Origin of the sequence: Pseudomonas putida, from assembly GCF_005080685.1 — a bacterium.
In the GTDB taxonomy this organism is placed as follows: domain Bacteria; phylum Pseudomonadota; class Gammaproteobacteria; order Pseudomonadales; family Pseudomonadaceae; genus Aquipseudomonas; species Aquipseudomonas putida_V.
This window is the reverse complement of record NZ_CP039371.1, coordinates 676,081-695,768: the sequence shown is the minus strand read 5'-3', so window position 1 is coordinate 695,768 and position 19,688 is coordinate 676,081. Positions and strand designations below refer to the sequence as shown.

21 protein-coding genes are annotated in these 19,688 nt (G+C 64.7%); 5 read left to right on the top strand and 16 right to left on the bottom strand.

Annotated features, from left to right (window positions below):
- Positions 1–40 precede the first annotated feature (40 nt).
- From E6B08_RS03385 to E6B08_RS03325, 13 genes are all read right to left on the bottom strand, one after another.
- Positions 41–979 carry a S66 peptidase family protein gene (locus tag E6B08_RS03385; RefSeq protein ID WP_136912753.1) on the bottom strand — a complete coding sequence of 313 codons (939 nt, stop codon included), beginning with the start codon at positions 977–979 and terminating at the stop codon, positions 41–43.
- 86 nt (positions 980–1,065) lie between these two features.
- Positions 1,066–2,082: a lipoyl synthase gene (gene lipA, locus E6B08_RS03380; protein WP_136912752.1), complete on the bottom strand. Its 1,017-nt coding sequence runs from the start codon at positions 2,080–2,082 to the stop codon at positions 1,066–1,068.
- 2 nt (positions 2,083–2,084) lie between these two features.
- Positions 2,085–2,732 (bottom strand): lipoyl(octanoyl) transferase LipB, encoded by a 648-nt coding sequence (lipB, locus tag E6B08_RS03375; RefSeq protein ID WP_136912751.1) that lies wholly within the window; start codon positions 2,730–2,732, stop codon positions 2,085–2,087.
- Complete coding sequence (locus tag E6B08_RS03370) at positions 2,732–3,007, bottom strand: DUF493 domain-containing protein (protein WP_136912750.1); 276 nt, start codon at positions 3,005–3,007, stop codon at positions 2,732–2,734. Before E6B08_RS03370 ends, lipB begins: the two co-directional genes overlap by 1 nt.
- Before the next feature lie 73 nt (positions 3,008–3,080).
- Positions 3,081–4,241 (bottom strand): D-alanyl-D-alanine carboxypeptidase family protein, encoded by a 1,161-nt coding sequence (locus E6B08_RS03365; protein WP_136912749.1) that lies wholly within the window; start codon positions 4,239–4,241, stop codon positions 3,081–3,083.
- Between the two features lie 218 nt (positions 4,242–4,459).
- Positions 4,460–5,461: a septal ring lytic transglycosylase RlpA family protein gene (locus tag E6B08_RS03360; protein ID WP_136912748.1), complete on the bottom strand. Its 1,002-nt coding sequence runs from the start codon at positions 5,459–5,461 to the stop codon at positions 4,460–4,462.
- Positions 5,461–6,483: a lytic murein transglycosylase B gene (gene mltB, locus E6B08_RS03355; protein WP_192938674.1), complete on the bottom strand. Its 1,023-nt coding sequence runs from the start codon at positions 6,481–6,483 to the stop codon at positions 5,461–5,463. Before mltB ends, E6B08_RS03360 begins: the two co-directional genes overlap by 1 nt.
- A gap of 5 nt (positions 6,484–6,488) precedes the next feature.
- The gene (gene rodA / locus E6B08_RS03350; RefSeq protein ID WP_192938673.1) at positions 6,489–7,592 is read right to left on the bottom strand and encodes a rod shape-determining protein RodA; all 1,104 of its coding nucleotides are present in this window, start codon (positions 7,590–7,592) and stop codon (positions 6,489–6,491) included.
- Between the two features lie 38 nt (positions 7,593–7,630).
- A complete protein-coding gene (mrdA, locus tag E6B08_RS03345; RefSeq protein WP_136912745.1) occupies positions 7,631–9,520 on the bottom strand; it encodes a penicillin-binding protein 2 in 1,890 nt (629 codons plus the stop codon).
- A gap of 16 nt (positions 9,521–9,536) precedes the next feature.
- Positions 9,537–10,004: a 23S rRNA (pseudouridine(1915)-N(3))-methyltransferase RlmH gene (rlmH, locus tag E6B08_RS03340; protein WP_136912744.1), complete on the bottom strand. Its 468-nt coding sequence runs from the start codon at positions 10,002–10,004 to the stop codon at positions 9,537–9,539.
- A 9-nt stretch (positions 10,005–10,013) separates the two neighbouring features.
- Positions 10,014–10,433 carry a ribosome silencing factor gene (gene rsfS, locus E6B08_RS03335; RefSeq protein WP_136912743.1) on the bottom strand — a complete coding sequence of 140 codons (420 nt, stop codon included), beginning with the start codon at positions 10,431–10,433 and terminating at the stop codon, positions 10,014–10,016.
- 43 nt (positions 10,434–10,476) lie between these two features.
- Complete coding sequence (nadD, locus tag E6B08_RS03330; RefSeq protein ID WP_136912742.1) at positions 10,477–11,169, bottom strand: nicotinate-nucleotide adenylyltransferase; 693 nt, start codon at positions 11,167–11,169, stop codon at positions 10,477–10,479.
- On the bottom strand, positions 11,138–12,409 hold the full coding sequence (locus E6B08_RS03325; RefSeq protein ID WP_136912741.1) for a glutamate-5-semialdehyde dehydrogenase: 1,272 nt from the start codon (positions 12,407–12,409) through the stop codon (positions 11,138–11,140). The genes nadD and E6B08_RS03325 overlap by 32 nt, the downstream gene beginning before the upstream one ends.
- Positions 12,410–12,897: 488 nt before the next feature.
- Between E6B08_RS03325 and E6B08_RS03320 the strand changes: the two genes are divergently transcribed.
- Positions 12,898–13,590 carry a DNA-3-methyladenine glycosylase gene (locus E6B08_RS03320; protein WP_136912740.1) on the top strand — a complete coding sequence of 231 codons (693 nt, stop codon included), beginning with the start codon at positions 12,898–12,900 and terminating at the stop codon, positions 13,588–13,590.
- A 3-nt stretch (positions 13,591–13,593) separates the two neighbouring features.
- A complete protein-coding gene (locus E6B08_RS03315; protein WP_136912739.1) occupies positions 13,594–14,910 on the top strand; it encodes a bifunctional DedA family/phosphatase PAP2 family protein in 1,317 nt (438 codons plus the stop codon).
- A 22-nt stretch (positions 14,911–14,932) separates the two neighbouring features.
- Here the strand turns inward: E6B08_RS03315 and E6B08_RS03310 are convergent, their stop codons facing one another.
- Genes E6B08_RS03310 through E6B08_RS03300 form a run of 3 tightly spaced genes read right to left on the bottom strand, consistent with a single transcriptional unit; the run spans position 14,933 to position 16,608 of the window.
- The gene (locus E6B08_RS03310) at positions 14,933–15,523 is read right to left on the bottom strand and encodes an LON peptidase substrate-binding domain-containing protein (RefSeq protein ID WP_136912738.1); all 591 of its coding nucleotides are present in this window, start codon (positions 15,521–15,523) and stop codon (positions 14,933–14,935) included.
- A 9-nt stretch (positions 15,524–15,532) separates the two neighbouring features.
- Positions 15,533–16,249, bottom strand: a complete 717-nt coding sequence (locus E6B08_RS03305; RefSeq protein WP_136912737.1) for an LrgB family protein — start codon at positions 16,247–16,249, stop codon at positions 15,533–15,535.
- On the bottom strand, positions 16,246–16,608 hold the full coding sequence (locus E6B08_RS03300; RefSeq protein WP_136912736.1) for a CidA/LrgA family protein: 363 nt from the start codon (positions 16,606–16,608) through the stop codon (positions 16,246–16,248). The genes E6B08_RS03305 and E6B08_RS03300 overlap by 4 nt, the downstream gene beginning before the upstream one ends.
- 143 nt (positions 16,609–16,751) lie before the next feature.
- Here E6B08_RS03300 and E6B08_RS03295 point away from each other — a divergent pair, with 143 nt between their 5' ends.
- The 3 genes from E6B08_RS03295 to E6B08_RS03285 all read left to right on the top strand — a co-directional run bounded on the left by E6B08_RS03295 (position 16,752) and on the right by E6B08_RS03285 (position 19,682).
- Positions 16,752–17,207 carry a MaoC family dehydratase gene (locus tag E6B08_RS03295; protein WP_136912735.1) on the top strand — a complete coding sequence of 152 codons (456 nt, stop codon included), beginning with the start codon at positions 16,752–16,754 and terminating at the stop codon, positions 17,205–17,207.
- A gap of 70 nt (positions 17,208–17,277) precedes the next feature.
- Positions 17,278–19,011, top strand: coding sequence for a C13 family peptidase (locus tag E6B08_RS03290; protein WP_136912734.1), 1,734 nt, complete (start codon positions 17,278–17,280; stop codon positions 19,009–19,011).
- 26 nt (positions 19,012–19,037) lie between these two features.
- Entirely contained in the window at positions 19,038–19,682 is a 645-nt protein-coding gene (locus E6B08_RS03285) for an oxidoreductase (protein ID WP_136912733.1), read from the top strand.
- Positions 19,683–19,688 lie beyond the last annotated feature (6 nt).

Sequence of the window (19,688 nt, the reverse complement as noted above, 5' to 3'; positions counted from 1 at the left end):
GCCTTGTGCCGCGATGGGCTGCAAGGCAGCCCCAGCAATCTCAAGCCTCGAACAGATCCTGCTGCAACACCACCTGCTGCTGCTCACTGTCCAACAGCACCCGAGCCCCCAGCGGCAAGCACACATTCGGGTCGCAATGCCCACTGCGCCACCCCGCCAGCACCGGCACGCCCAACGGACCGAAGATCTCCAGCAACAGCGGCGTCATGGCCGCGACCGTGATCCCCGCAAAATCCCCCACCAGCACGCCCTTCAGGCCTTCCAGCTTGCCCGCCAGGCGCAACTGGGTCAGCAACCGGTCGACCCGGTACAACGGCTCGTTGACGTCCTCGATGAACAGGATCGCACCTTCGCAATCCAGCTCGCCGGGGGTCCCCAGCGTGGCGCCCAGCATCGACAGGTTGCCGCCAAGCAGGCGCCCCGTGGCCACACCCGGCACCACGCAGCTCAAGGGAAACTGGGCAGGATGGGCGATGGCATCGCCCCGCCGCACATGCCCGCCCAACTGCGCAATCAATGACGACTCGGTCGGCTGCAGCTTGGCCCCCAGCAGGTCGGCGTTGAGCATGGCGCCATGGAAGGTCACCAACCCGGCATGCTGGTTGAACACGCTGTGCAGCGCGGTGACATCGCTGTAGCCGATGAACGGCTTGGGATGGCGGCGAATCAGGTCGAGGTCGAGACGATCGAGCAGGCGCATGCTGCCGTAGCCGCCACGCATGCACAGGATGGCATCGATGGACGGGTCGGCGAAGGCATCGTGCAGGTCCTGCAGGCGCTGGGCATCGCTGCCGGCGAGGTAACCTTCGCTGGCGCTGACGCTCGGGTACAGCTGGCAGCGGTAGCCACGCTCGGTGAACCATTGCACGGCCTTCTGCGCGTCCAGCCGGGCCGGCCCGGCCGGCGCCACCACGGCGAAACGGGCCGTCGTGGACAACGTCTTGGGCAAGCGGGATTCAATGGTTTCGGCGCAGTTCATCGCAACTCCTTGCAACGCATCATTCTCAAACAAAAATGCCGATGCCACCTCACGGCGTGCATCGGCATGTGCGGCCCAGCCCAGGCTCAGAGCTTGATCTTGGCCTCGTGCGCCTGCTGGTCGGCATGGTACGACGAACGCACCAGCGGGCCGGAGGCGACGTTCTTGAAGCCCATCTTGTAGCCTTCCTCGGCGAACCAGGCGAAGGTGTCCGGGTGCACGAAGCGCTGCACCGGCAGGTGGCTACGCGAAGGCTGCAGGTACTGGCCGAGGGTCAGCATGTCGATGTCATGCTCGCGCATGCGGTGCATCACTTCGATGACTTCTTCGTCGGTCTCGCCAAGGCCGAGCATCAGGCCCGACTTGGTCGGCACGTGCGGAACCAACTGCTTGAAGCGCTGCAGCAGGTCCAGCGACCAATCATAGTCCGAACCCGGGCGTGCGGCCTTGTACAGGCGTGGCACGGTCTCCAGGTTGTGGTTGAACACATCCGGCGGCTCGTTGGCGGTGATCTCCAGGGCCACGTCCATCCGGCCGCGGTAGTCCGGAACCAGGGTCTCGAGCTGCACGCCCGGCGACAGTGCGCGGATTTCGCGGATGCAGTCGGCGAAGTGCTGGGCACCGCCGTCACGCAGGTCGTCACGGTCCACCGAGGTGATCACCACGTACTTCAAGCGCAGGTCGGCGATGGCAACGGCCAGGTTCTTCGGCTCGTCCACATCCAGTGGCTTCGGTCGACCGTGGCCAACATCGCAGAATGGGCAGCGACGGGTGCAGATGTCACCCATGATCATGAAGGTCGCGGTGCCACCGGAGAAGCACTCGCCCAGGTTCGGGCAGGAAGCTTCTTCGCAGACGCTGTGCAGCTTGTGCTTGCGCAGCAGCTGCTTGATGCGGTCGACCTCGGGCGATACCGGGATGCGCACGCGGATCCAGTCAGGCTTTTTCGGCAGTTCTTCGGTGGGGATGATCTTCACCGGAATGCGCGCCACCTTTTCGGCACCACGCAGTTTCACCCCGGCTTCCACCTTCTTCGGCGCTGGGCGCGGGGTGGCATCCTGGGTAGGGATCAGGTTCGGCACGGCTTCTTGCACAGTTGTCATAATCAGTCGATTCCGCCCGTCAGGGTCGTCTGCTCAGCATAGTCGAGGTGCTTGACCAGCTGTCCGCGCAGCCTTGTCCTGACCTCGTCGAGTTCGATCGGGCCTGCCAGGTCGCGCAGCTGGGTCATGGCCAGCCCCGCATACCCACAGGGGTTGATTCGGCGGAATGGCGCAAGGTCCATGTCCACGTTCAGAGCAAGGCCATGGAAGGAGCGGCCATTGCGGATTCGCAAGCCGAGGGAAGCGATTTTCGCTCCATCGACGTACACACCCGGGGCATCGGGCTTGGCCATGGCGGTGACGCCATAGCTGGCGAGCAGGTCGATCAACGCCAGCTCGATGCGGCTGACCAGGTCGCGCACGCCAAAGCCCAGGCGGCGCACGTCCAGCAACAGGTAGGCCACCAGTTGCCCGGGGCCGTGGTAGGTCACCTGGCCGCCGCGGTCGGTCTGCACCACCGGGATGTCTCCCGGCACCAGCAGGTGCTCGGCCTTGCCGGCCTGGCCCTGGGTGAACACCGCTGGGTGCTCGACCAGCCAGATCTCGTCCTGGCTGTCCGGGCCGCGCTGCTCGGTAAAACGACGCATGGCTTCCAGCACCGGTTCATAGGGCTGCAGGCCAAGCTGGCGAATACCGAGGCTGGATGCCATCAGAGCACCATTTTCACGATGCCGGTCGCGCGCAGGGCGCTGTTGATGTCGTGCAGCTGGTTCTCGCTTTCGGCAACGATGTGCAGCTGTACCGTGGTGTACTTGCCTTCCTTGCTCTGGCGCTCGGCCAGGGTGGACAGGTCGACCTTGGCATGCCGGCAAAGGATGTCGATCACCGTGTCCTTGAAACCGACAACGGTATCGCCGATGACCTTGATCGGGTAATCGGCGCAGGGGAATTCGATCTTGTGCGACTTGACGTCAGGTTCGCTCATGGCGGAAACGGCCTCGTAAGCCGTGGCAACAACAACGCCCCCGCGTGATACACGGGGGCATGCAGGTCACGTATCAGTTGAACAACCCGTAGAAGAATAGACGGATGCTATCCCACATACGGCGGAAGAAACCACCTTCCTCGACGCCATCGAGGGCGATCAGGTCGGCGCTGTGAACCACTTTCTCGTCCAGTTTGACTTCCACTTTGCCGATCACGTCACCTTTGGCGATCGGTGCGGTGAGCTGCGGGTTCATGGTCATCGAAGCGACCAGGCGCTTCAATTGGCCTTTAGGCATAGTCAGGGTCAGGTCGTTGGCGAGGCCTGCCTTGACCTGGCCGGTGGCGCCCTTCCAGACCGGGGCCTGGGTCAGCTCGGTGCCCTTCTGATAGAAGGTCTGGGTTTCGAAGAAGCGGAAGCCGTAGGTCAGCAGCTTCTGGGTCTCGGCGGCACGGGCCTGCTCGCTGTTGGTACCGAAGACCACGGCGATCAGGCGCTGGCCGTCACGTACGGCCGAAGCCACCATGCAGTAGCCGGCTTCCTCGGTATGGCCGGTTTTCAGACCGTCGACGGTCTTGTCACGCCACAGCAGCAGGTTGCGGTTGGGCTGCTTGATGTTGTTCCAGAAGAACTCTTTCTGCGAGTAGATGGCGTAGTGGGCCGGGTCGATGTCGATGATCGCGCGGGCCAGCAGGGCCATGTCGTGCGCCGAGGAGTAGTGCTCCGGGTTCGGCAGGCCGGTTGGGTTCATGAAGTGGCTGTTGCTCATGCCCAGGTCGGCGGCGGTCTTGTTCATCATGTCGGCGAAGGCGTCTTCGCTGCCGGCGATGTGCTCGGACAGGGCGACCGAGGCGTCGTTGCCCGACTGGATGATGATGCCATGCAGCAGGTCGCTGACGGTGACCTGGCTGCCGACCTTGATGAACATGCGCGAGCCGCCGGTACGCCAGGCGTTTTCGCTGACGGTGACCGGGTCGTTCTCGCCGATCTGGCCACGGCGGATGTCCAGGGTGGCGATGTAGGCGGTCATCAGCTTGGTCAGGCTGGCCGGCGGCAGGCGCTCGTCACCGTTGTTCTCGACCAGCACGTTGCCGCTGGAGGCATCCATGAGCACGTAGGACTTGGCGGCCAGTTGCGGTGGCGCCGGCATCATCTGCTCCGCTGCGAACGCAGCAGGCATGATCATCAGCAGTACGGGCAGGCAAAGGCGTTTGGCAAGGTTGGTGATGTTCATCCGTCTCTCGAAAATCGCTAATGGTCTGATGTTCCCTGGGCTACGTCATGTGCCCAGCGCCAGTCAGTCTAGTGTTGCGGCTGTACGGCCGCTTCGCCCGGAAAATGCGGCGTTATGTCGCTGCGGGCAAAAGCGGTCATTGTACATGGGCAGGCGTTGCAATTCATGACAAAACCGACAGCTTGGCTGTCGGTCTTTTCCCAAGGAAAGCGACGCGGTCAGTCGGCTGTGACCAGCTTGGCCTGCCCAAGGTTCGCCAGGCGAATGCTGTCCTGCGCCTGCTGGATCTCGCCCTGGCTGTTGATCGGCCCCAGGCGCACGCGGTGCAGGGTCTGCTGATTACGCACGATGGAGCTGATGAACACCGGCGCGCTGACCATGGTGCTCAGCTTCGAGCGCAACAGCTCGGCGGCGTCCGGGTTGGCGAAGGCGCCCACCTGCAGGAAGCTGCCGCCATTGGCAGCCGGCACATTGCCGCCGCCGACCTGCACGGGCACCACCGGTGCCGCATGCTGCTGCGCCGGTGGCGTCCATTGCTCGACGCGACCGGTGCTGGCAGGGACCGGCTGGGCCTGGGCCACCTGCGGCTCCTTGAGCACCAGCGGCGGCTGCTGGCCACGCTGGGCCCACCATTGCTGCGGGTCGATGCCTTCGACGCGCACATGCGCGGTGCCGATCTCGGCATAGCCGAGTTTTTTCGCCGCGGCGTAGGACAGGTCGATGATGCGGTCGGAATAGAACGGGCCACGGTCGTTGACCCGCAGGATCACGCTGCGGCCGTTGGCCAGGTTGGTCACCTTCACGTAGGCCGGCAGCGGCAGGGTCTTGTGCGCCGCGCTCATGCCGTACAGGTCGTACAGCTCGCCATTGGCGGTGTTCTGCCCGTGGAACTTGGTGCCGTACCACGACGCGGTACCCTCGGCGCGGTAGTTGCTCGACTGCTGCAAGGGATAGTAGGTCTTGCCCAGCACGGTGTACGGGTTGGCCTTGTAGGCTCCGGTGTGCACGGTCGGCGTGGCGTCGGGGATCTTGTTGACATCCACGTCCCACCACGGCGCGCCGTCCTTGTGCGCACGGTTGATGTCGAGGCCCGGTTGGGCGCGCACGACATTGCCGCTTTGCTGCGGGGTCGGGCGGCTGGAAGAGCAACTGGCCAGCAACACGCCGACGGCGAGGCAGGTCAGCAGCTTGAAGGAATTGCCAGAGATGATTGCGCGCATTACTTGACGCCCCGTGCTTGGACCAGCTGTTCCGAGAGCTGATGCACCGCCATGGCGTACATCACGCTGCGGTTGTAGCGAGTGATCGCGTAGAAGTTCTTCAGGCCCATCCAGTACTCGGGGCCGTTGTCGCCCTCCAGGCGGAAGGCGGTAACCGGCAGATCATCGCGCAGCGCATCATGACTCGACCAGCCCAACGCTCGCAACTCCCCGACGGTCTTGGCCGGCTCGATGCCGGTGGTCAGGCCTTCGTCGGCACGTTCGCCGAGCACCAGCGCGCGGCTCACCACCGGCTCGCCGGCGACCCAGCCGTGGCGCTTGAAGTAACTCGCGACGCTGCCAATGGCATCGTCGGGATCGTTCCAGATATTGATGTGGCCGTCGCCATCGAAGTCCACCGCGTAGTTGCGGAAACTGCTCGGCATGAACTGCGGCAGGCCCATGGCACCGGCGTAGGAACCCTTCAGGGTAAGCGGATCGAGCTGCTCTTCGCGGGCCAGCAGGAGGAACTCGCGCAGCTCCTTGCGGAAGAACTCGGCACGCGGCGGGTAATCGAAGCCCAGGGTCGACAGCGCATCGATCACCCGATAGTTGCCGGTGTTGCGGCCGAAGAAGGTCTCCACGCCGATGATCGCGACGATCACCTGGGCCGGCACGCCGTACTCCTGCTCGGCACGCGCCAAGGCGGCCTCGTGCTGGCGCCAGAAGTCCACACCCCGGGCGATGCGCGCGTCGGTGATGAACATCGGCCGGTATTCCTTCCACGGCTTGACCCGCTCGGCCGGGCGTGAAATGGCGTCGAGAATCGACTGTTTGCGCTGCACCTCGCGGAACACGCCCATCAGTTGCTCGCCGGCAAAACCATAGTCGCGCGTCATCTCGCCGACGAATTCGGCCACCTGCGGCGAGCCATCGTAGTCGCCGGCCTGCGCCTGCTGGACAGCGCCGAACAGGCCCACCGCACCGATCCACGGCGCACAACGGGCAGCCCAGTTACGCACTGCTTGCATGAAATTCTTCACCTTATTCAAACCTGCGCGATCCATTTGCGGTGCGTATGGATCGACATCAGAACGCCAAACGCTGACAGCAGCGTCACCAACGAAGTTCCGCCATAGCTGATGAAGGGCAGCGGCACGCCCACCACGGGCAGAAGGCCGCTGACCATACCGATATTGACGAACACGTATACAAAGAAGGTCATGGTCAGGCTGCCCGCAAGCAGCTTGCCGAATAGGGTCTGGGCCTGCGCGGTGATCATCAGCCCACGCCCGATCAGCAGCAGGTAGACGATCAGCAGCAGGCAGATACCGACCAGGCCGAACTCCTCGCCGAGCACGGCGATGATGAAGTCGGTATGGCTTTCGGGCAAAAAGTCCAGGTGCGACTGGGTGCCCAGCAGCCAACCCTTGCCGAACACCCCGCCGGAGCCGATCGCCGCCTTGGACTGGATGATGTTCCAGCCGGTGCCCAACGGGTCGCTTTCCGGGTCGAGGAAGGTCAGTACCCGTTGCTTCTGGTAGTCGTGCATGACGAAGAACCACATCGCCACCGCCACCGGCACGGCCGCCGCCAGCACGCTGAGGATCCAGCGCCAGCGCAAGCCGCCCATGAACAGCACGAACGCCCCGGACGCGAGGATCAGCAGTGCGGTGCCAAGGTCGGGCTGGCGCACGATGAGAATGAACGGCACACCGATCAGCACCAGGCTGATCGCCACATGCTTGAGATGCGGCGGCAGGGTGCGCTTGGACAGGTACCAGGCGATGGTCGCCGGCATGATGATCTTCATGAACTCCGAGGGCTGGAAGCGGATCACCCCGGGGATGTTGATCCAGCGCGTGGCGCCCATGGCGTTGTGACCCATCACGTCCACCACCACCAGCAGGCACACGCCCGCCAGGTACGCCAGGGGCACCCAGCGGGCCATGAAACGCGGCTCGAGCTGGGCGATGACGAACATCGACACCAGGCCGATGCCGAACGAACTGGCCTGCTTGAGCAGCAGGTCCCAGTCCTTGCCGCTGGCCGAATACAGCACGAACAGGCTGCCGGCGGCGAGGGTCAGGAGAATGATCAGCAAGGGGCCGTCGACGTGGATGCGCTGCAGGAAGCTGGCGCGTCGACGCATCACGTCCTCGCTGGAGAGCATGCGATCGAAATTGTTCTTCACGGGGCCGTTTCCTGGGCGACGGTGGCGGGCGCGAACTCGGGCTTGAGATGGCCACTTTCATCGAGCAGCCAGGCGTCCATGACCTGACGTACCACGGGGGCGGCGACACCCGAGCCGGACTCGCCGTTCTCGACCATCACCGAGACCACGATCTTCGGATCGTCGGCCGGGGCGAAGGCCACGAACAAGGCGTGGTCGCGGTGGCGCTCCTGGAGTTTGTTGCGGTCGTACTTCTCGCCCTGCTTGATCGCCACCACCTGGGCGGTGCCGCTCTTGCCGGCGATGCGGTACTGGGCACCGGCTGCGGCCTTGCGCGCGGTACCCCGGGCGTTGTGCATCACCTGCTCCATGCCATGGGTCACCTTGGCCCAATCGGACTTGTCGCGCAGGACGATATTGTCCATCGGATTCTCGTCCACCGGCGGCTGGCCTTCGATGGTCTTGGCCAGGTGCGGGCGGTTCCACACGCCCTTGTTGGCGATCAACGCGGTGGCCTGGGCCAACTGCAAAGGCGTGGCCTGCATGTAGCCCTGGCCGATGCCGAGAATCAGCGTTTCACCCGGGAACCAGGCCTGGCGCCGCGTGGCGCGCTTCCACTCGCGCGATGGCATGAGGCCGGCGGACTCCTCGAACATGTCGAGGGACACCTTCTGGCCGATGCCGAACTTGTTCATGTAGCTGGACAACCGGTCGATGCCCATCTTGTGCGCAAGGTCGTAGAAGTAGGTGTCGTTGGAGCGCATGATCGCCGTGTCCAGGTCGACCCAGCCGTCACCGGTGCGGTTCCAGTTGCGGTACTTGTGGTCGTAGTTGGGCAACTGGTAGTAGCCCGGGTCGAACACCCGGCTGCTGGCATTGACCACGCCGCTGTCCAGACCGGCGATGGCCACCGCCGGCTTGATGGTCGAACCTGGCGGATACAGGCCGCGCAGCACGCGGTTGAACAGGGGCCGGTCGATCGAATCGCGCAACTCGGCATAGGCCTTGAAACTGATGCCGGTGACGAACAGGTTGGGGTCGAAGCTCGGCTGGCTGACCATCGCCAGCACCTCACCGGTGCGCGGGTCGAGTGCCACCACTGCGCCACGGCGCCCACCCAGGGCGGCCTCGGCGGCTTCCTGCAGCTTGATGTCGAGGCTCAGCACGATGTCCTTGCCAGGCTTCGGGTCGGTGCGCTTGAGCACCCGCAGCACGCGGCCGCGGGCGTTGGTCTCGACTTCCTCGTAGCCCACCTGGCCGTGCAGCTCAGGCTCGTAGAAGCGCTCGATGCCGGTCTTGCCGATGTGGTGGGTGCCGCTGTAGTTCACCGGATCGAGGGTTTTCAGTTCCTTCTCGTTGATCCGCCCGACATAGCCCACCGAGTGAGCGAAATGCGCCCCCTGCGGGTAATGCCGGACCAACTGCGCCACCACCTCGACGCCCGGCAGGCGGAACTGGTTGACCGCCACCCGGGCGATCTGTTCTTCGTTGAGCTCGAACAGGATCGGCACCGGCTCGAACGGCCGGCGCCCCTGCTTCATGCGCTTCTCGAACAGGGCGCGGTCATCGTCGGTCAACTCCAGCACTTCGACGATGGTATCCAGTACTTGCTGCCAGTTACCCGCACGTTCGCGGGTCATCGACAAGCTGAAGCTGGGCCGGTTGTCGGCGATGATCACCCCATTGCGGTCGAAGATCAGCCCGCGGGTCGGTGGGATCGGCTGCACATGCACCCGGTTGTTTTCCGACAGCGTCGAGTGATAGTCGTACTGGATGATCTGCAGGTAGTACAGGCGGGCGATGAGCACGCAGATGAGCAGCATGACCGCCACTGCGCCGACCACGACGCGGTTGCGCACCAGGCGGGCGTCTTTCTCGTGGTCCTTGAGACGGATCGGCTGCGACATCGGACGGCTTACAGGCTCATTTGTGGTAAGGATGCCCGGACAACACGGTCCAGGCGCGGTAGATCTGCTCGCCGATGAGTATCCTTACCAACGGGTGCGGCAGGGTCAGTGGCGACAGCGACCAGCGTTGCTCGGCGCGTGCGCAGACCTCCGGCGCCAGCCCTTCCGGACCGCCCACCATCAGGTTGACCGTGCGCGCATCCAGGCGCCAGCGATCCAGTTCGGTCGCCAGCTGCTCGGTACTCCAGGGCTTGCCATGGACCTCGAGGGTGACGATGCGTTCCCCTGGCTGGACCTTGCTCAGCATGGCCTCGCCCTCCTGACGAATCAGGCGGGCGACGTCGGCATTCTTGCCTCGGGTGTTCAGCGGGATTTCCACCAGCTCCAGCGACAGCTCCTGGGGCAGGCGCTTGGCATATTCATGCCAACCGTCCTCGACCCACTTGGGCATGCGCGAGCCGACCGCGATCAGGCGCAGACGCACGGCGTGTCCTTATTCCCGGTCCTTGAGCTTGTCGGAGTAGTCGTGGCTGTTCTCCGGGCTGTGGTGCTTGCCATCGGCAGCACGGCTTTGCTCGGCACCCAGCCACAGGCGCTCCAGGTCGTAGAACTGGCGAGCGGCGGCGGTCATCATGTGCACGATGACGTCGTTCAGGTCCAGCAGCACCCAGTCGCTGTCGCCCTTGCCTTCTTCGCCCAGGGGCTGTGCACCCTCTTTTTTCACGGCCTCGCGGACCTTCTCCAGCATCGCGTTGATCTGGCGGTTGGAGGTACCGGTGGCAATGATCATGTAGTCGGTCAGGCTGTGCTTTTCACGCACGTCGATGACCTGGATGTCCTGGGCCTTGACGTCTTCCAGCGCGGCCTTGGTCAGCTCGACCAGCTTTTCGCCATTGATTTTCTGCTTGCTCATAAAAAACTCTTCAACTCGTTGGATGAGGCGCCGTGGGGCACCGTCAGTTAGGCACACGATACAGTTCGTGCGCCTCGATATAGGCCAGTACGGCGTCCGGCACCAGGAACCTCACCGATTTGCCGCTGGCCAGCAGCTGTCGGATCTGCGTGGCGGACACCGCGAGCGGGGTCTGCCAGACGAACGAAATATGCCCCGCCGGGCCGGACATGGCGGTGGGGTCGCTCACCGAGCGCGCAGCCAGAAGGTTGCGCAGCTCGTCTGGGGGTTCAACGTCGGCATCCGGGCGTTGCAGCACCAGGATGTGACAGTGTTGCAGCAGTTCTTCCCAGCGGTGCCAGCCCGGCAGGCCGCAAAACGCGTCCCAGCCCAGCACCAGGAACAACTGATCGTCGGCATGCAGCTCGGCACGCAGCGACTCGAGGGTATCGATGGTGTACGACGGCTTGTCGCGAGCCAGCTCGCGGGCATCCACGCTCAGGCGTTCGACGCCCTGCACCGCGCTGCGCACCATGGCCAGGCGGTCGTTCGCGGCCACCTGCGGCGTATCGCGGTGTGGCGGGCGGGCGTTGGGCAACAGGCGCAGTTCGTCCATCTGCATGAACTCGGCCACCTCCAGCGCGCTGCGCAGGTGACCGATGTGCACGGGGTCGAAGGTGCCGCCAAGAATGCCGATACGCCGGGCTGCCGGGGCCTTGCTCAACTCAGCAAGTCCCCTGGCCGCGCAGTTGACCATCGCCGATCACCACGTATTTTTCGCAGGTCAGGCCTTCGAGCCCGACCGGGCCACGGGCGTGCAGCTTGTCGGTGGAAATACCGATCTCGGCGCCCAGGCCGTACTCGAAGCCGTCGGCGAAGCAGGTCGGGGTGTTGAGCATCACCGACGCCGAGTCGACCTCGGCCATGAACTGGCGGGCCTGCACCTGGTGCTCGGTGATGATCGAGTCGGTGTGGTGCGAGCCATAGTGGTTGATGTGCTCGATGGCCTGGTCCAGGCCGTCGACGACGCGGATCGACAGGATCGCGTCCAGGTACTCGGTATGCCAGTCGTCTTCGCTGGCCGGCTTGGCCTCGATGATTGCCTGGGTACGTTCGCAACCGCGCAGTTCGACACCCTTCTCCTGGAAGCGGCGGGCCATTTCCGGCAGGAAGTCGGCGGCCACGCGCTGGTCGATCAGCAAGGTTTCCATGGCGCCGCAAATGCCGTAGCGATAGGTCTTGGCGTTGAAGGCCACCGCCCAGGCCTTGTCCAGGTCGGCGTGTGCGGCGACATAGACATGGCAGATGCCGTCGAGGTGCTTGATCACCGGCACGCGGGCATCGCGGCTGATGCGCTCGATCAGGCCACGGCCGCCGCGCGGCACGATGACGTCGACGAACTCGGGCATGCTGATGAGCGCGCCCACGGCTTCGCGGTCGGTGGTCTCGACCACCTGCACCACCGCCGCCGGCAGGCCGGCCTCGGCCAGGCCACGCTGGATGCAGGTGGCGATGGCACGGTTGGAGTGGATGGCCTCGGAGCCGCCACGCAGGATGGTGGCATTGCCGGACTTCAGGCACAGGCTGGCGGCGTCGATGGTCACGTTGGGACGCGATTCGTAGATGATGCCGATCACGCCCAGTGGCACGCGCATCTTGCCGACCTGAATGCCCGATGGACGGTAGCTCATGTCGCGGATGGCACCGACCGGGTCTGGCAGGCTGGCCACCTGGCGCAAGCCGGTGATCATGCCGTCGATGCGCGCAGGCGTCAGGGCCAGGCGGTCGAGCAGCGCAGGCTCCAGGCCGTTGGCGCGGCCTGCGGCCAGGTCCAGTTCGTTGGCTGCGGCCAGCTCGGCGCGTGCGGCGTCCAGCGCATCGGCGGCGGCCTGCAGGGCGCGGTTCTTCTGCGCGGTGCTGGCTCGGGCGATCACCCGGGAGGCCTGGCGAGCGGCGCGACCCAGGCGGGTCATGTAGTCAAGAACGGACTCGGTCATGGGTGCGGTGTCTTGGCAAAGGGGAAATCGGCTGATTATAACTGTCGCGCAGGTATACGCCCAGCGGCGGGTGGCGGATGGTAGAAAATGATGGGCTCGGTTTGGGATTTGCAGCGCATTGAAGATCGAGCGCCGCAAGGCCGCTCCCACATCTGTTTCGGGCCAATTATGTCTGGTAGGCCATGGTTGTCAGCCTGGTGGGCCCGGCGCGATATTGGTGTTGGCGCAGGGAGCACCACGATATTCCGCGGTGCCCCCAAAGGCGAGCAACCATGGCCTACCAGACATAATTGGCCCGAAACAAATGTGGGAGCGGCCTTGCGTCGCGATGCGCCGCGCGGGCGGCGCTCGATATCTGCGCCGCTACAAATCTCAAGCGCACCCCCCAAACCGAAACATACAGAAACCATTGTCCCACCCCGACCGTTCAGCCTCGATTAAGCCAATCATTGCTATCATCCCCGGCTTTATCGCCACGAACCGCCAGCATGCCAGCCCTTAGCCCCTGCCCTGCCCGCGTCCTGCCCGACAGTTTCTTCGACCGCGACGCCCAGACCCTGGCCCAGGCCCTGCTGGGAAAGGTCATCCGCCACCGCCACGGCGACCTGTGGCTGGCCGCACGCATCATCGAGACCGAGGCCTACTACCTTACCGACAAAGGCAGCCATGCCTCGCTGGGCTACACCGAAAAGCGCAAGGCGCTGTTCCTCGAGGGTGGGCACATCTACATGTACTACGCCCGCGGCGGCGATTCGCTCAACTTCAGCGCCCACGGCCCGGGCAACGCGGTGCTGATCAAGTCCGCCTACCCTTGGGTCGATGCCATCTCCGACGCCAACAGCCTGGCACAGATGCAGTTGAACAACCCGGACGCCAGCGGCAACCTGCGCCCAGCCGAACGCCTGTGCGCCGGCCAGACCCTGCTATGCCGTGCCCTGGGCCTGAAAGTGCCGCAGTGGGACGCCCAGCGCTTCGACCCCGACCGCCTGTACGTCGAGGACTGCGCCATCGACGTGCCGCGGGTGATCCAGACCACGCGCCTGGGCATCCCCCATGGCCGCGACGAACACCTGCCCTATCGCTTCGTCGATGCCGAATTCGCCCGGTTCTGCACGCGGAACCCGCTGCGTCGGGGGCAAGTCGAAGGGCGCGACTTCTTCATTCTCGAACAAGGAAGCTGAACCATGGGCCAATGGCTCGACAGCCTGACCGACTGGCTCGGCGCCAACCCCGAGTGGCTTGGCCTGGCGATTTTCGTGGTGGCCTGCGTGGAATGCCTGGCCATCGCCGGCATCATCGTGCCCGGTACCGTGTTGCTGTTCACCGTCGCAGTGCTCGCCGGCAGCGGCGCCCTGGGCCTGGGTGAAACCCTGCTGCTGGGCTTCCTCGGCGGCCTACTGGGCGACGCGCTTTCCTACACCATCGGCAAATATTTCCACCAGAACATCCGCCGTTTGCCTCTGTTGCGGCATCACCCGGAATGGATCGGCAGCGCCGAGAGCTATTTCCAGCGCTATGGCATCGCCAGCCTGCTGGTAGGCCGCTTCATCGGCCCGCTGCGGCCGATGCTGCCGATGGTCGCCGGCATGTTCGACATGCCCCTGCCACGCTTCATCGCCGTCAGCCTGCTGGCGGGCGCGGGTTGGTCGGTGGTCTACCTGCTGCCGGGATGGGCCACCGGTGCGGCCATGCGCCTGCCGCTGCCCGAAGGGTTCTGGCCGGAGGCCGCCGTGGTCGCTGCCACCTTGGCGGTGGTGCTGGGGCTGAGCCTGAACAGCAGCATCCGCGACCGCCGTCATGGCACGCGGCTGATCGCCGGACTGAGTTTCCTGGCCTTGGCCGGGGTATTTCTCGGCTGGCCACTGCTCCACGACCTCGACCAGGGCATCATGACCCTGGTGCAGGAGCATCGCAGCCAAGCCATTGATGGCACCGTGGTGCTGGTGACGCGCCTGGGCGATTTTCGCACGCAGTTCTTCCTCGGCGGCTTGCTGACCGGCTTGCTGCTACTGGCCCGGCAATGGCGCCACGCGATATTTGCCGGAGGCGCGCTGATGGGCACGGCCATCGCCAACGGCACCTTGAAGTGGCTGTTCGCCCGGGCCCGCCCGGAAGTCCTGACCGACCCGCTGACCAGCTACAGCATGCCCAGCGGGCACAGCTCGGCGTCGTTTGCGTTCTTCCTGGTGATGGCGGTACTGGCCGGTCGCGGCCAGCCGCCGCGCATGCGACTGACCTGGATAATGCTGGGGTGTGTGCCGGCGCTGTCGATTGCCCTGTCGCGGGTATACCTGGGGGCGCACTGGCCGACCGACATCCTTGCCGGGGCCTTGCTCGCCTGCTGCGTCTGCGCGTTGAGCCTGACCCTGGTGCAGCACCGCGCACCGCTGACCGCGTTGCCGCAACGGGTGTGGTGGCTGGTGGTGCCTTCGTGCGTGGCACTGCTGGCGTTCTTTGCCATGCATGCGCTGCCGCAGGCGTTGTTGCGGTATCAATATTGATTGATAGGGCCACTCGCAGCGATCAGGCGAACAACTCACCCTGGATCCGCTCCAGCAACCGCTGGATTTCCGCCAGCCGCTCCTGGGGCGAGTCGATGGCCAACAGGTCGAGCTTGTCTTCTTCCATGAACGGCAGCAGGTACGCCAGCTGATTGGCCAAGGCCTGGCGACCATCGACCGTGCGCGGCATGTCCAGGGCCTCGACCATCGGGTGTTCACCCAGCGCCAACAGCAGTGCCAGCAGGTCATCGTCCTGCTCGCCGAGCGCACTGTCCGGCTGCTCGGCAAGCCAACTCACCTGCCCCAGCATGAGCTGGTCCTTCTGCACCTCGGTCTGGGTCAGCTCGAACCGGCGCCCACCCTCCACGCGAATGCCGAGCAGGCCGTTGTCCTGCTGGACGAAATCACGGATCAGCGCCTCGCAGCCGATCGACGCCACCACTGGCGGCGCCTTGCCGACCTGCTCGCCCTCGAGAATGCAGACCACGCCGAAGCCTTCGCCCTGCTTCATGCAGCGGCCGATCATGTCCAGGTAGCGCGCCTCGAAGATCTGCAGATCCAGCAGGCACCCGGGAAACAACACGGTATTGAGGGGAAACAGCGGTAGCGTCATCACAACTCCTCAAGCCACCAGGCTGACCGCCAACGGCAGGAACACCGCCGTGGCCACCCCCATGAGACTCATAGCCAGCGCGGCGAAGGCGCCGCATTCGTCACTTTCCTGCAAGGCCACCGAGGTACCGACCGCGTGCGCGGTAATACCCAGGGACATGCCCCGCGCCTCCGGGCTGAGCACACCCAGGCGGGTCAGTAGCGCCGGGCCGAAGATCGCCCCGATCACCCCGGTGATCAGCACGAACACGGCTGCCAGCGCCGCCACCCCACCGATCTGCTCGGCCACCAGCATGGCGATCGGCGACGTCACCGACTTGGGCGCCATGGTCATCAGGATCATGTGGTCGGCGCCGAACCACCACCCCAGCAACACGCACGCCACGGTGGCGAACACGCCTCCGATTACCAGCGTAGTAAAGATCGGCCAGAACAGTTGGCGGATGCGCCGCAGGTTGAGGTACAGGGGCACTGCCAGGGCTACCGTGGCGGGGCCCAGGAGGATGTTCATGATCTCGGTGCTCTTGCGGTACTCGGCGTAGTCGATCCCGCACACCACCAGCACGCCGATCACCAGCAGCATCGACACCAGCACCGGCTGCAGGAAGATCCAACGGGTTTTCTCGTAGGCCGCCAGCACCAGCTGATAGGCGCCCAGGGTGATACCGATGCCGAACAGCGGATGATGCACCACCGCATCGACGGTGCCCTGCCAATCGAGGCTCATGGCTGCTCCTCGCGCGGCGCCTGGCGATGGATGAGCTTTTGCATCAGCACGCCGACGAATACCAGGGTAAGCAGGCACGACACCAGCAATGCACCGACGATGGCCCAGAAATCGGCGGCAATGGCCTTGGCGTAGACCATCACGCCGACCGCCGGAGGCACCAGCAACAGAGGCAGGTAGCGCAGCAGACTGCTGGCGGCCTCGTTCAAGGGCTTGCCGACCTCGCCCCGGGCCATGAGGAAGCACAGCAGCAACAACAGGCCGATGATCGGGCCCGGTAGAATCGGCACCAACAAATGATTGACCGCCGTACCCAGCAGTTGGAACAGCACCAGCCAGGTCAAACCACGCAACAGCATACGTCTCTCCTTCGGGCATCGCGGGCATTATAAGCACGCGGCGCCTATATGCCGATATTCGTCAAACTGCAGGCAACTTGACGGCAACGAACGGCCGTGCTGACCTTGCACTTTCGTGCCAACTGAAAGCCTGGAGAGTCGCCATGCCCTATGTACCGGTTACCGAGCTTGCGCAGCACGTTGGAAAGGAACTGGGTCGCTCCGACTGGCTGAAAATCGATCAGCAACGCATCGACCTGTTCGCCGAGGCCACCGGCGATTTCCAGTTCATTCATGTCGACCCGGAAAAGGCGGCGAAAACGCCATTTGGCTGCACCATCGCCCATGGTTTTCTCACCTTGTCGCTACTGCCGCTGCTGATGGAAGAAATCATGCTGCTGCCCGAAGGGCTGAAGATGGTGGTCAACTATGGCCTGGACAGCGTGCGTTTCGTGCAGCCGGTGAAAGTCGACAGCAAGGTCAGGCTCAAGCTGGAACTGCGCGAGGCCAGCGAGAAGCGGCCCGGGCAATGGCTGCTCAAGGCCACCGCCACCCTGGAGATCGAAGGCGAGGAAAAACCGGCCTATATCGCCGAGCCGATCACCCTCTGCTTCGTCTGAACGATTTTGGGGCTGCTACGCAGCCCCCATTCTGCGGCATACTCGGTAGATCTTTTGCCCGGGTTCCCCCATGCGTCCACTGTTGCCCCTCGCCTTGACCCTGTTGCTCGCCGCCTGCGGCGATGGCGAGTCGTTGTCGCCGCCGGACGCCCGCTTGCCCGACGGCGGACGCTACCGCGGCGAGGTGGTGAACGGCCTGCTGCAGGGCGAGGGACGTATCGACTACCCCAATGGCAGCTGGTACGCCGGCACCTTCAAGGATGGCCAGTGGCATGGCCAGGGCGAATGGCATGGCAGCAATGGCGAGGTCTACCGCGGCCAGTTCGCCGAAGGCCTGTTCCAGGGCCTTGGTGACCTGAGCACCCCCGGCAGCCACTACGCAGGGACCTTCAAGCACGGCAGGCGCGATGGCGAAGGCACGCTCAAGCAGGTCGATCAGACCTACCGCGGCCAGTTCAAGGACGACCAGTACGAAGGTGCCGGCGAGCTGGAACTGGCCGACGGCAGCCGCTACCAGGGCCTGTTCGCCAAGGGCCAGCCCAATGGCGCCGGTGTGCGCAGCGACGCCAGTGGCAACCAGTTCAGCGGCCACTTCGTCAACGGCCAGATCCAGGGCAGCGGCACCTACGACAGCGTCGACGGCGAGCAGTACATCGGCGAGTTCAAGGACAACCGCCTGGAAGGCCGGGGCCGCTACGAAAACGCCGACGGCGACGTGTGGATCGGTGAATTCAAAGATGGCTCGCTGCTTGGCGAGGGCGAAATGCTCGGCAGCGATGGCAGCCACTACAAGGGCGATTTCGTCGACTGGCGCTTCGACGGCCAGGGCACCTTGCAACTGCCCGATGGCAGCCACTACAGCGGCGGCTTCGCCAGCGATGCGTACCACGGCGCCGGGCGCCTGACCCTGGCCAGCGGCAAGGTGCAGGCCGGAGAGTGGGTGAACGGCGTGCGCGTACGCGACCAGCACGGCAAGCTGTTGCCCGACCCACTGGACCTGGCCTTGCTCAACCAGGGCCGCCTGCTCGACGAGGCACTGGCCAAGGTCCCGCGCTCGGCGCCGCCGATCCAGCTGTACAGCCTGGTGGTGGCCGGCGATGGCCAGCAGAGCGTGTTCATGCGCGAGGCCGACTACGTCAGCAACATGCTCAAGGTGCGCTTCGGCGCCCGTGGCCAGGTAACGCTGGTGAACCACCGCGACCAACTGGCCACCCGCCCGATGGCCACCCGCGAGAATCTCTCCCGCGCCGTGCGCACCCTGGCCGAGCGCAGCGGCCCCGAGGACCTGGTGTTCATCTACCTGACCAGCCACGGCAGCGCTGACCACCAACTGGTGCTCGACCAGCCGCGCCTGCAACTGGCCGACCTGTCCGCCGCCGAGCTGACCAGCGCCCTGGCCCCACTCAAGGACCGCGACAAGGTAATCGTCATCTCCGCCTGCTATTCCGGAGGCTACATCGCCCCGCTCAAGGACGACCGCACGGTGATCATGACCGCTGCGCGGGCTGATCGGGTGTCGTTCGGCTGCTCGGAAGAAGCCGATTTCACCTACTTCGGCGACGCCCTTTTCGCCCAGGCGCTGAACCAGACCGACGACTTGAAACAAGCGTTTGAACTGGCACGGGCCAACGTTGCCGAACGTGAACAACGGGAAGGATTCGAAGCCTCGGAGCCACAGATGTGGGCACCGCCTGCGGTACTGGCGCATTGGCAGCACCTGCGCCGGCAACAGGCCGAGGAAGCCTTGCGCAACGCCGCGCAGACCCGCTTGGAGGAGCAGGCAAAAACGCCCGGCAACCACTAAGCTTTGTGTAACAAGGGAGAGACATCATGTACTTGACGCCTCAGCATGTCCTGCTTGCCGGAGCCACGGGCCTTACGGGCGAACACCTGCTCGACCGCCTGCTGAACGAACCCACCATCAGCCGCGTGCTGGCCCCTACGCGCCGGCCGCTGGCCGAGCATCCGCACCTGGAGAACCCGGTCGGCGACCCCGCGGTGTTCCTGCCGCAACTGGCCGGGCGCGTCGACATCGCCTACTGCTGCCTGGGCACCACGCTCAAGCAGGCGGGTTCGGAACAGGCATTCCGCGCGGTGGACCTGGACATGGTCGTGGCGTTCAGCAAGCGTGCCCGGGAGATGGGCGCACGGCACTTGCTGGTGGTCAGTGCGATAGGCGCCGACCCCAAGTCGTCGATCTTCTACAACCGGGTCAAGGGTGAGATGGAAGAGGCGCTCAAGGCCCAGGACTGGCCGCAACTGACCATCGTGCGGCCGTCGTTGCTGCTGGGCGAGCGCATCGAGCCACGATTGGGCGAGAAGCTGGCATCGCCGTTCTCGAAGTTGATGCCCGGGAAATACCGCGGCATCGAGGCGTGCACCCTGGCGCGGGCGCTGTGGCGGCTGGCGCTGGAGGAAGAGGACGGCATCCGTATCGTCGAGTCGGATGAGTTGCGCAAGCTCGGCAAAAAATAGACGTTG

Excerpts from the sequence above, each read along its gene's own strand:
- E6B08_RS03385 (WP_136912753.1), bottom strand. The coding sequence starts at position 979 with ATGAACTGCGCCGAAACCATTGAATCCCGCTTGCCCAAGACGTTGTCC.
- lipA (WP_136912752.1), bottom strand. The coding sequence starts at position 2,082 with ATGACAACTGTGCAAGAAGCCGTGCCGAACCTGATCCCTACCCAGGAT.
- lipB (WP_136912751.1), bottom strand. The coding sequence starts at position 2,732 with ATGGCATCCAGCCTCGGTATTCGCCAGCTTGGCCTGCAGCCCTATGAA.
- E6B08_RS03370 (WP_136912750.1), bottom strand. The coding sequence starts at position 3,007 with ATGAGCGAACCTGACGTCAAGTCGCACAAGATCGAATTCCCCTGCGCC.
- E6B08_RS03365 (WP_136912749.1), bottom strand. The coding sequence starts at position 4,241 with ATGAACATCACCAACCTTGCCAAACGCCTTTGCCTGCCCGTACTGCTG.
- E6B08_RS03360 (WP_136912748.1), bottom strand. The coding sequence starts at position 5,461 with ATGCGCGCAATCATCTCTGGCAATTCCTTCAAGCTGCTGACCTGCCTC.
- rodA (WP_192938673.1), bottom strand. The coding sequence starts at position 7,592 with ATGCGTCGACGCGCCAGCTTCCTGCAGCGCATCCACGTCGACGGCCCC.
- mrdA (WP_136912745.1), bottom strand. The coding sequence starts at position 9,520 with ATGTCGCAGCCGATCCGTCTCAAGGACCACGAGAAAGACGCCCGCCTG.
- rsfS (WP_136912743.1), bottom strand. The coding sequence starts at position 10,433 with ATGAGCAAGCAGAAAATCAATGGCGAAAAGCTGGTCGAGCTGACCAAG.
- nadD (WP_136912742.1), bottom strand. The coding sequence starts at position 11,169 with ATGGTCAACTGCGCGGCCAGGGGACTTGCTGAGTTGAGCAAGGCCCCG.
- E6B08_RS03325 (WP_136912741.1), bottom strand. The coding sequence starts at position 12,409 with ATGACCGAGTCCGTTCTTGACTACATGACCCGCCTGGGTCGCGCCGCT.
- E6B08_RS03320 (WP_136912740.1), top strand. The coding sequence starts at position 12,898 with ATGCCAGCCCTTAGCCCCTGCCCTGCCCGCGTCCTGCCCGACAGTTTC.
- E6B08_RS03315 (WP_136912739.1), top strand. The coding sequence starts at position 13,594 with ATGGGCCAATGGCTCGACAGCCTGACCGACTGGCTCGGCGCCAACCCC.
- E6B08_RS03310 (WP_136912738.1), bottom strand. The coding sequence starts at position 15,523 with ATGACGCTACCGCTGTTTCCCCTCAATACCGTGTTGTTTCCCGGGTGC.
- E6B08_RS03305 (WP_136912737.1), bottom strand. The coding sequence starts at position 16,249 with ATGAGCCTCGATTGGCAGGGCACCGTCGATGCGGTGGTGCATCATCCG.
- E6B08_RS03300 (WP_136912736.1), bottom strand. The coding sequence starts at position 16,608 with ATGCTGTTGCGTGGTTTGACCTGGCTGGTGCTGTTCCAACTGCTGGGT.
- E6B08_RS03295 (WP_136912735.1), top strand. The coding sequence starts at position 16,752 with ATGCCCTATGTACCGGTTACCGAGCTTGCGCAGCACGTTGGAAAGGAA.
- E6B08_RS03290 (WP_136912734.1), top strand. The coding sequence starts at position 17,278 with ATGCGTCCACTGTTGCCCCTCGCCTTGACCCTGTTGCTCGCCGCCTGC.
- E6B08_RS03285 (WP_136912733.1), top strand. The coding sequence starts at position 19,038 with ATGTACTTGACGCCTCAGCATGTCCTGCTTGCCGGAGCCACGGGCCTT.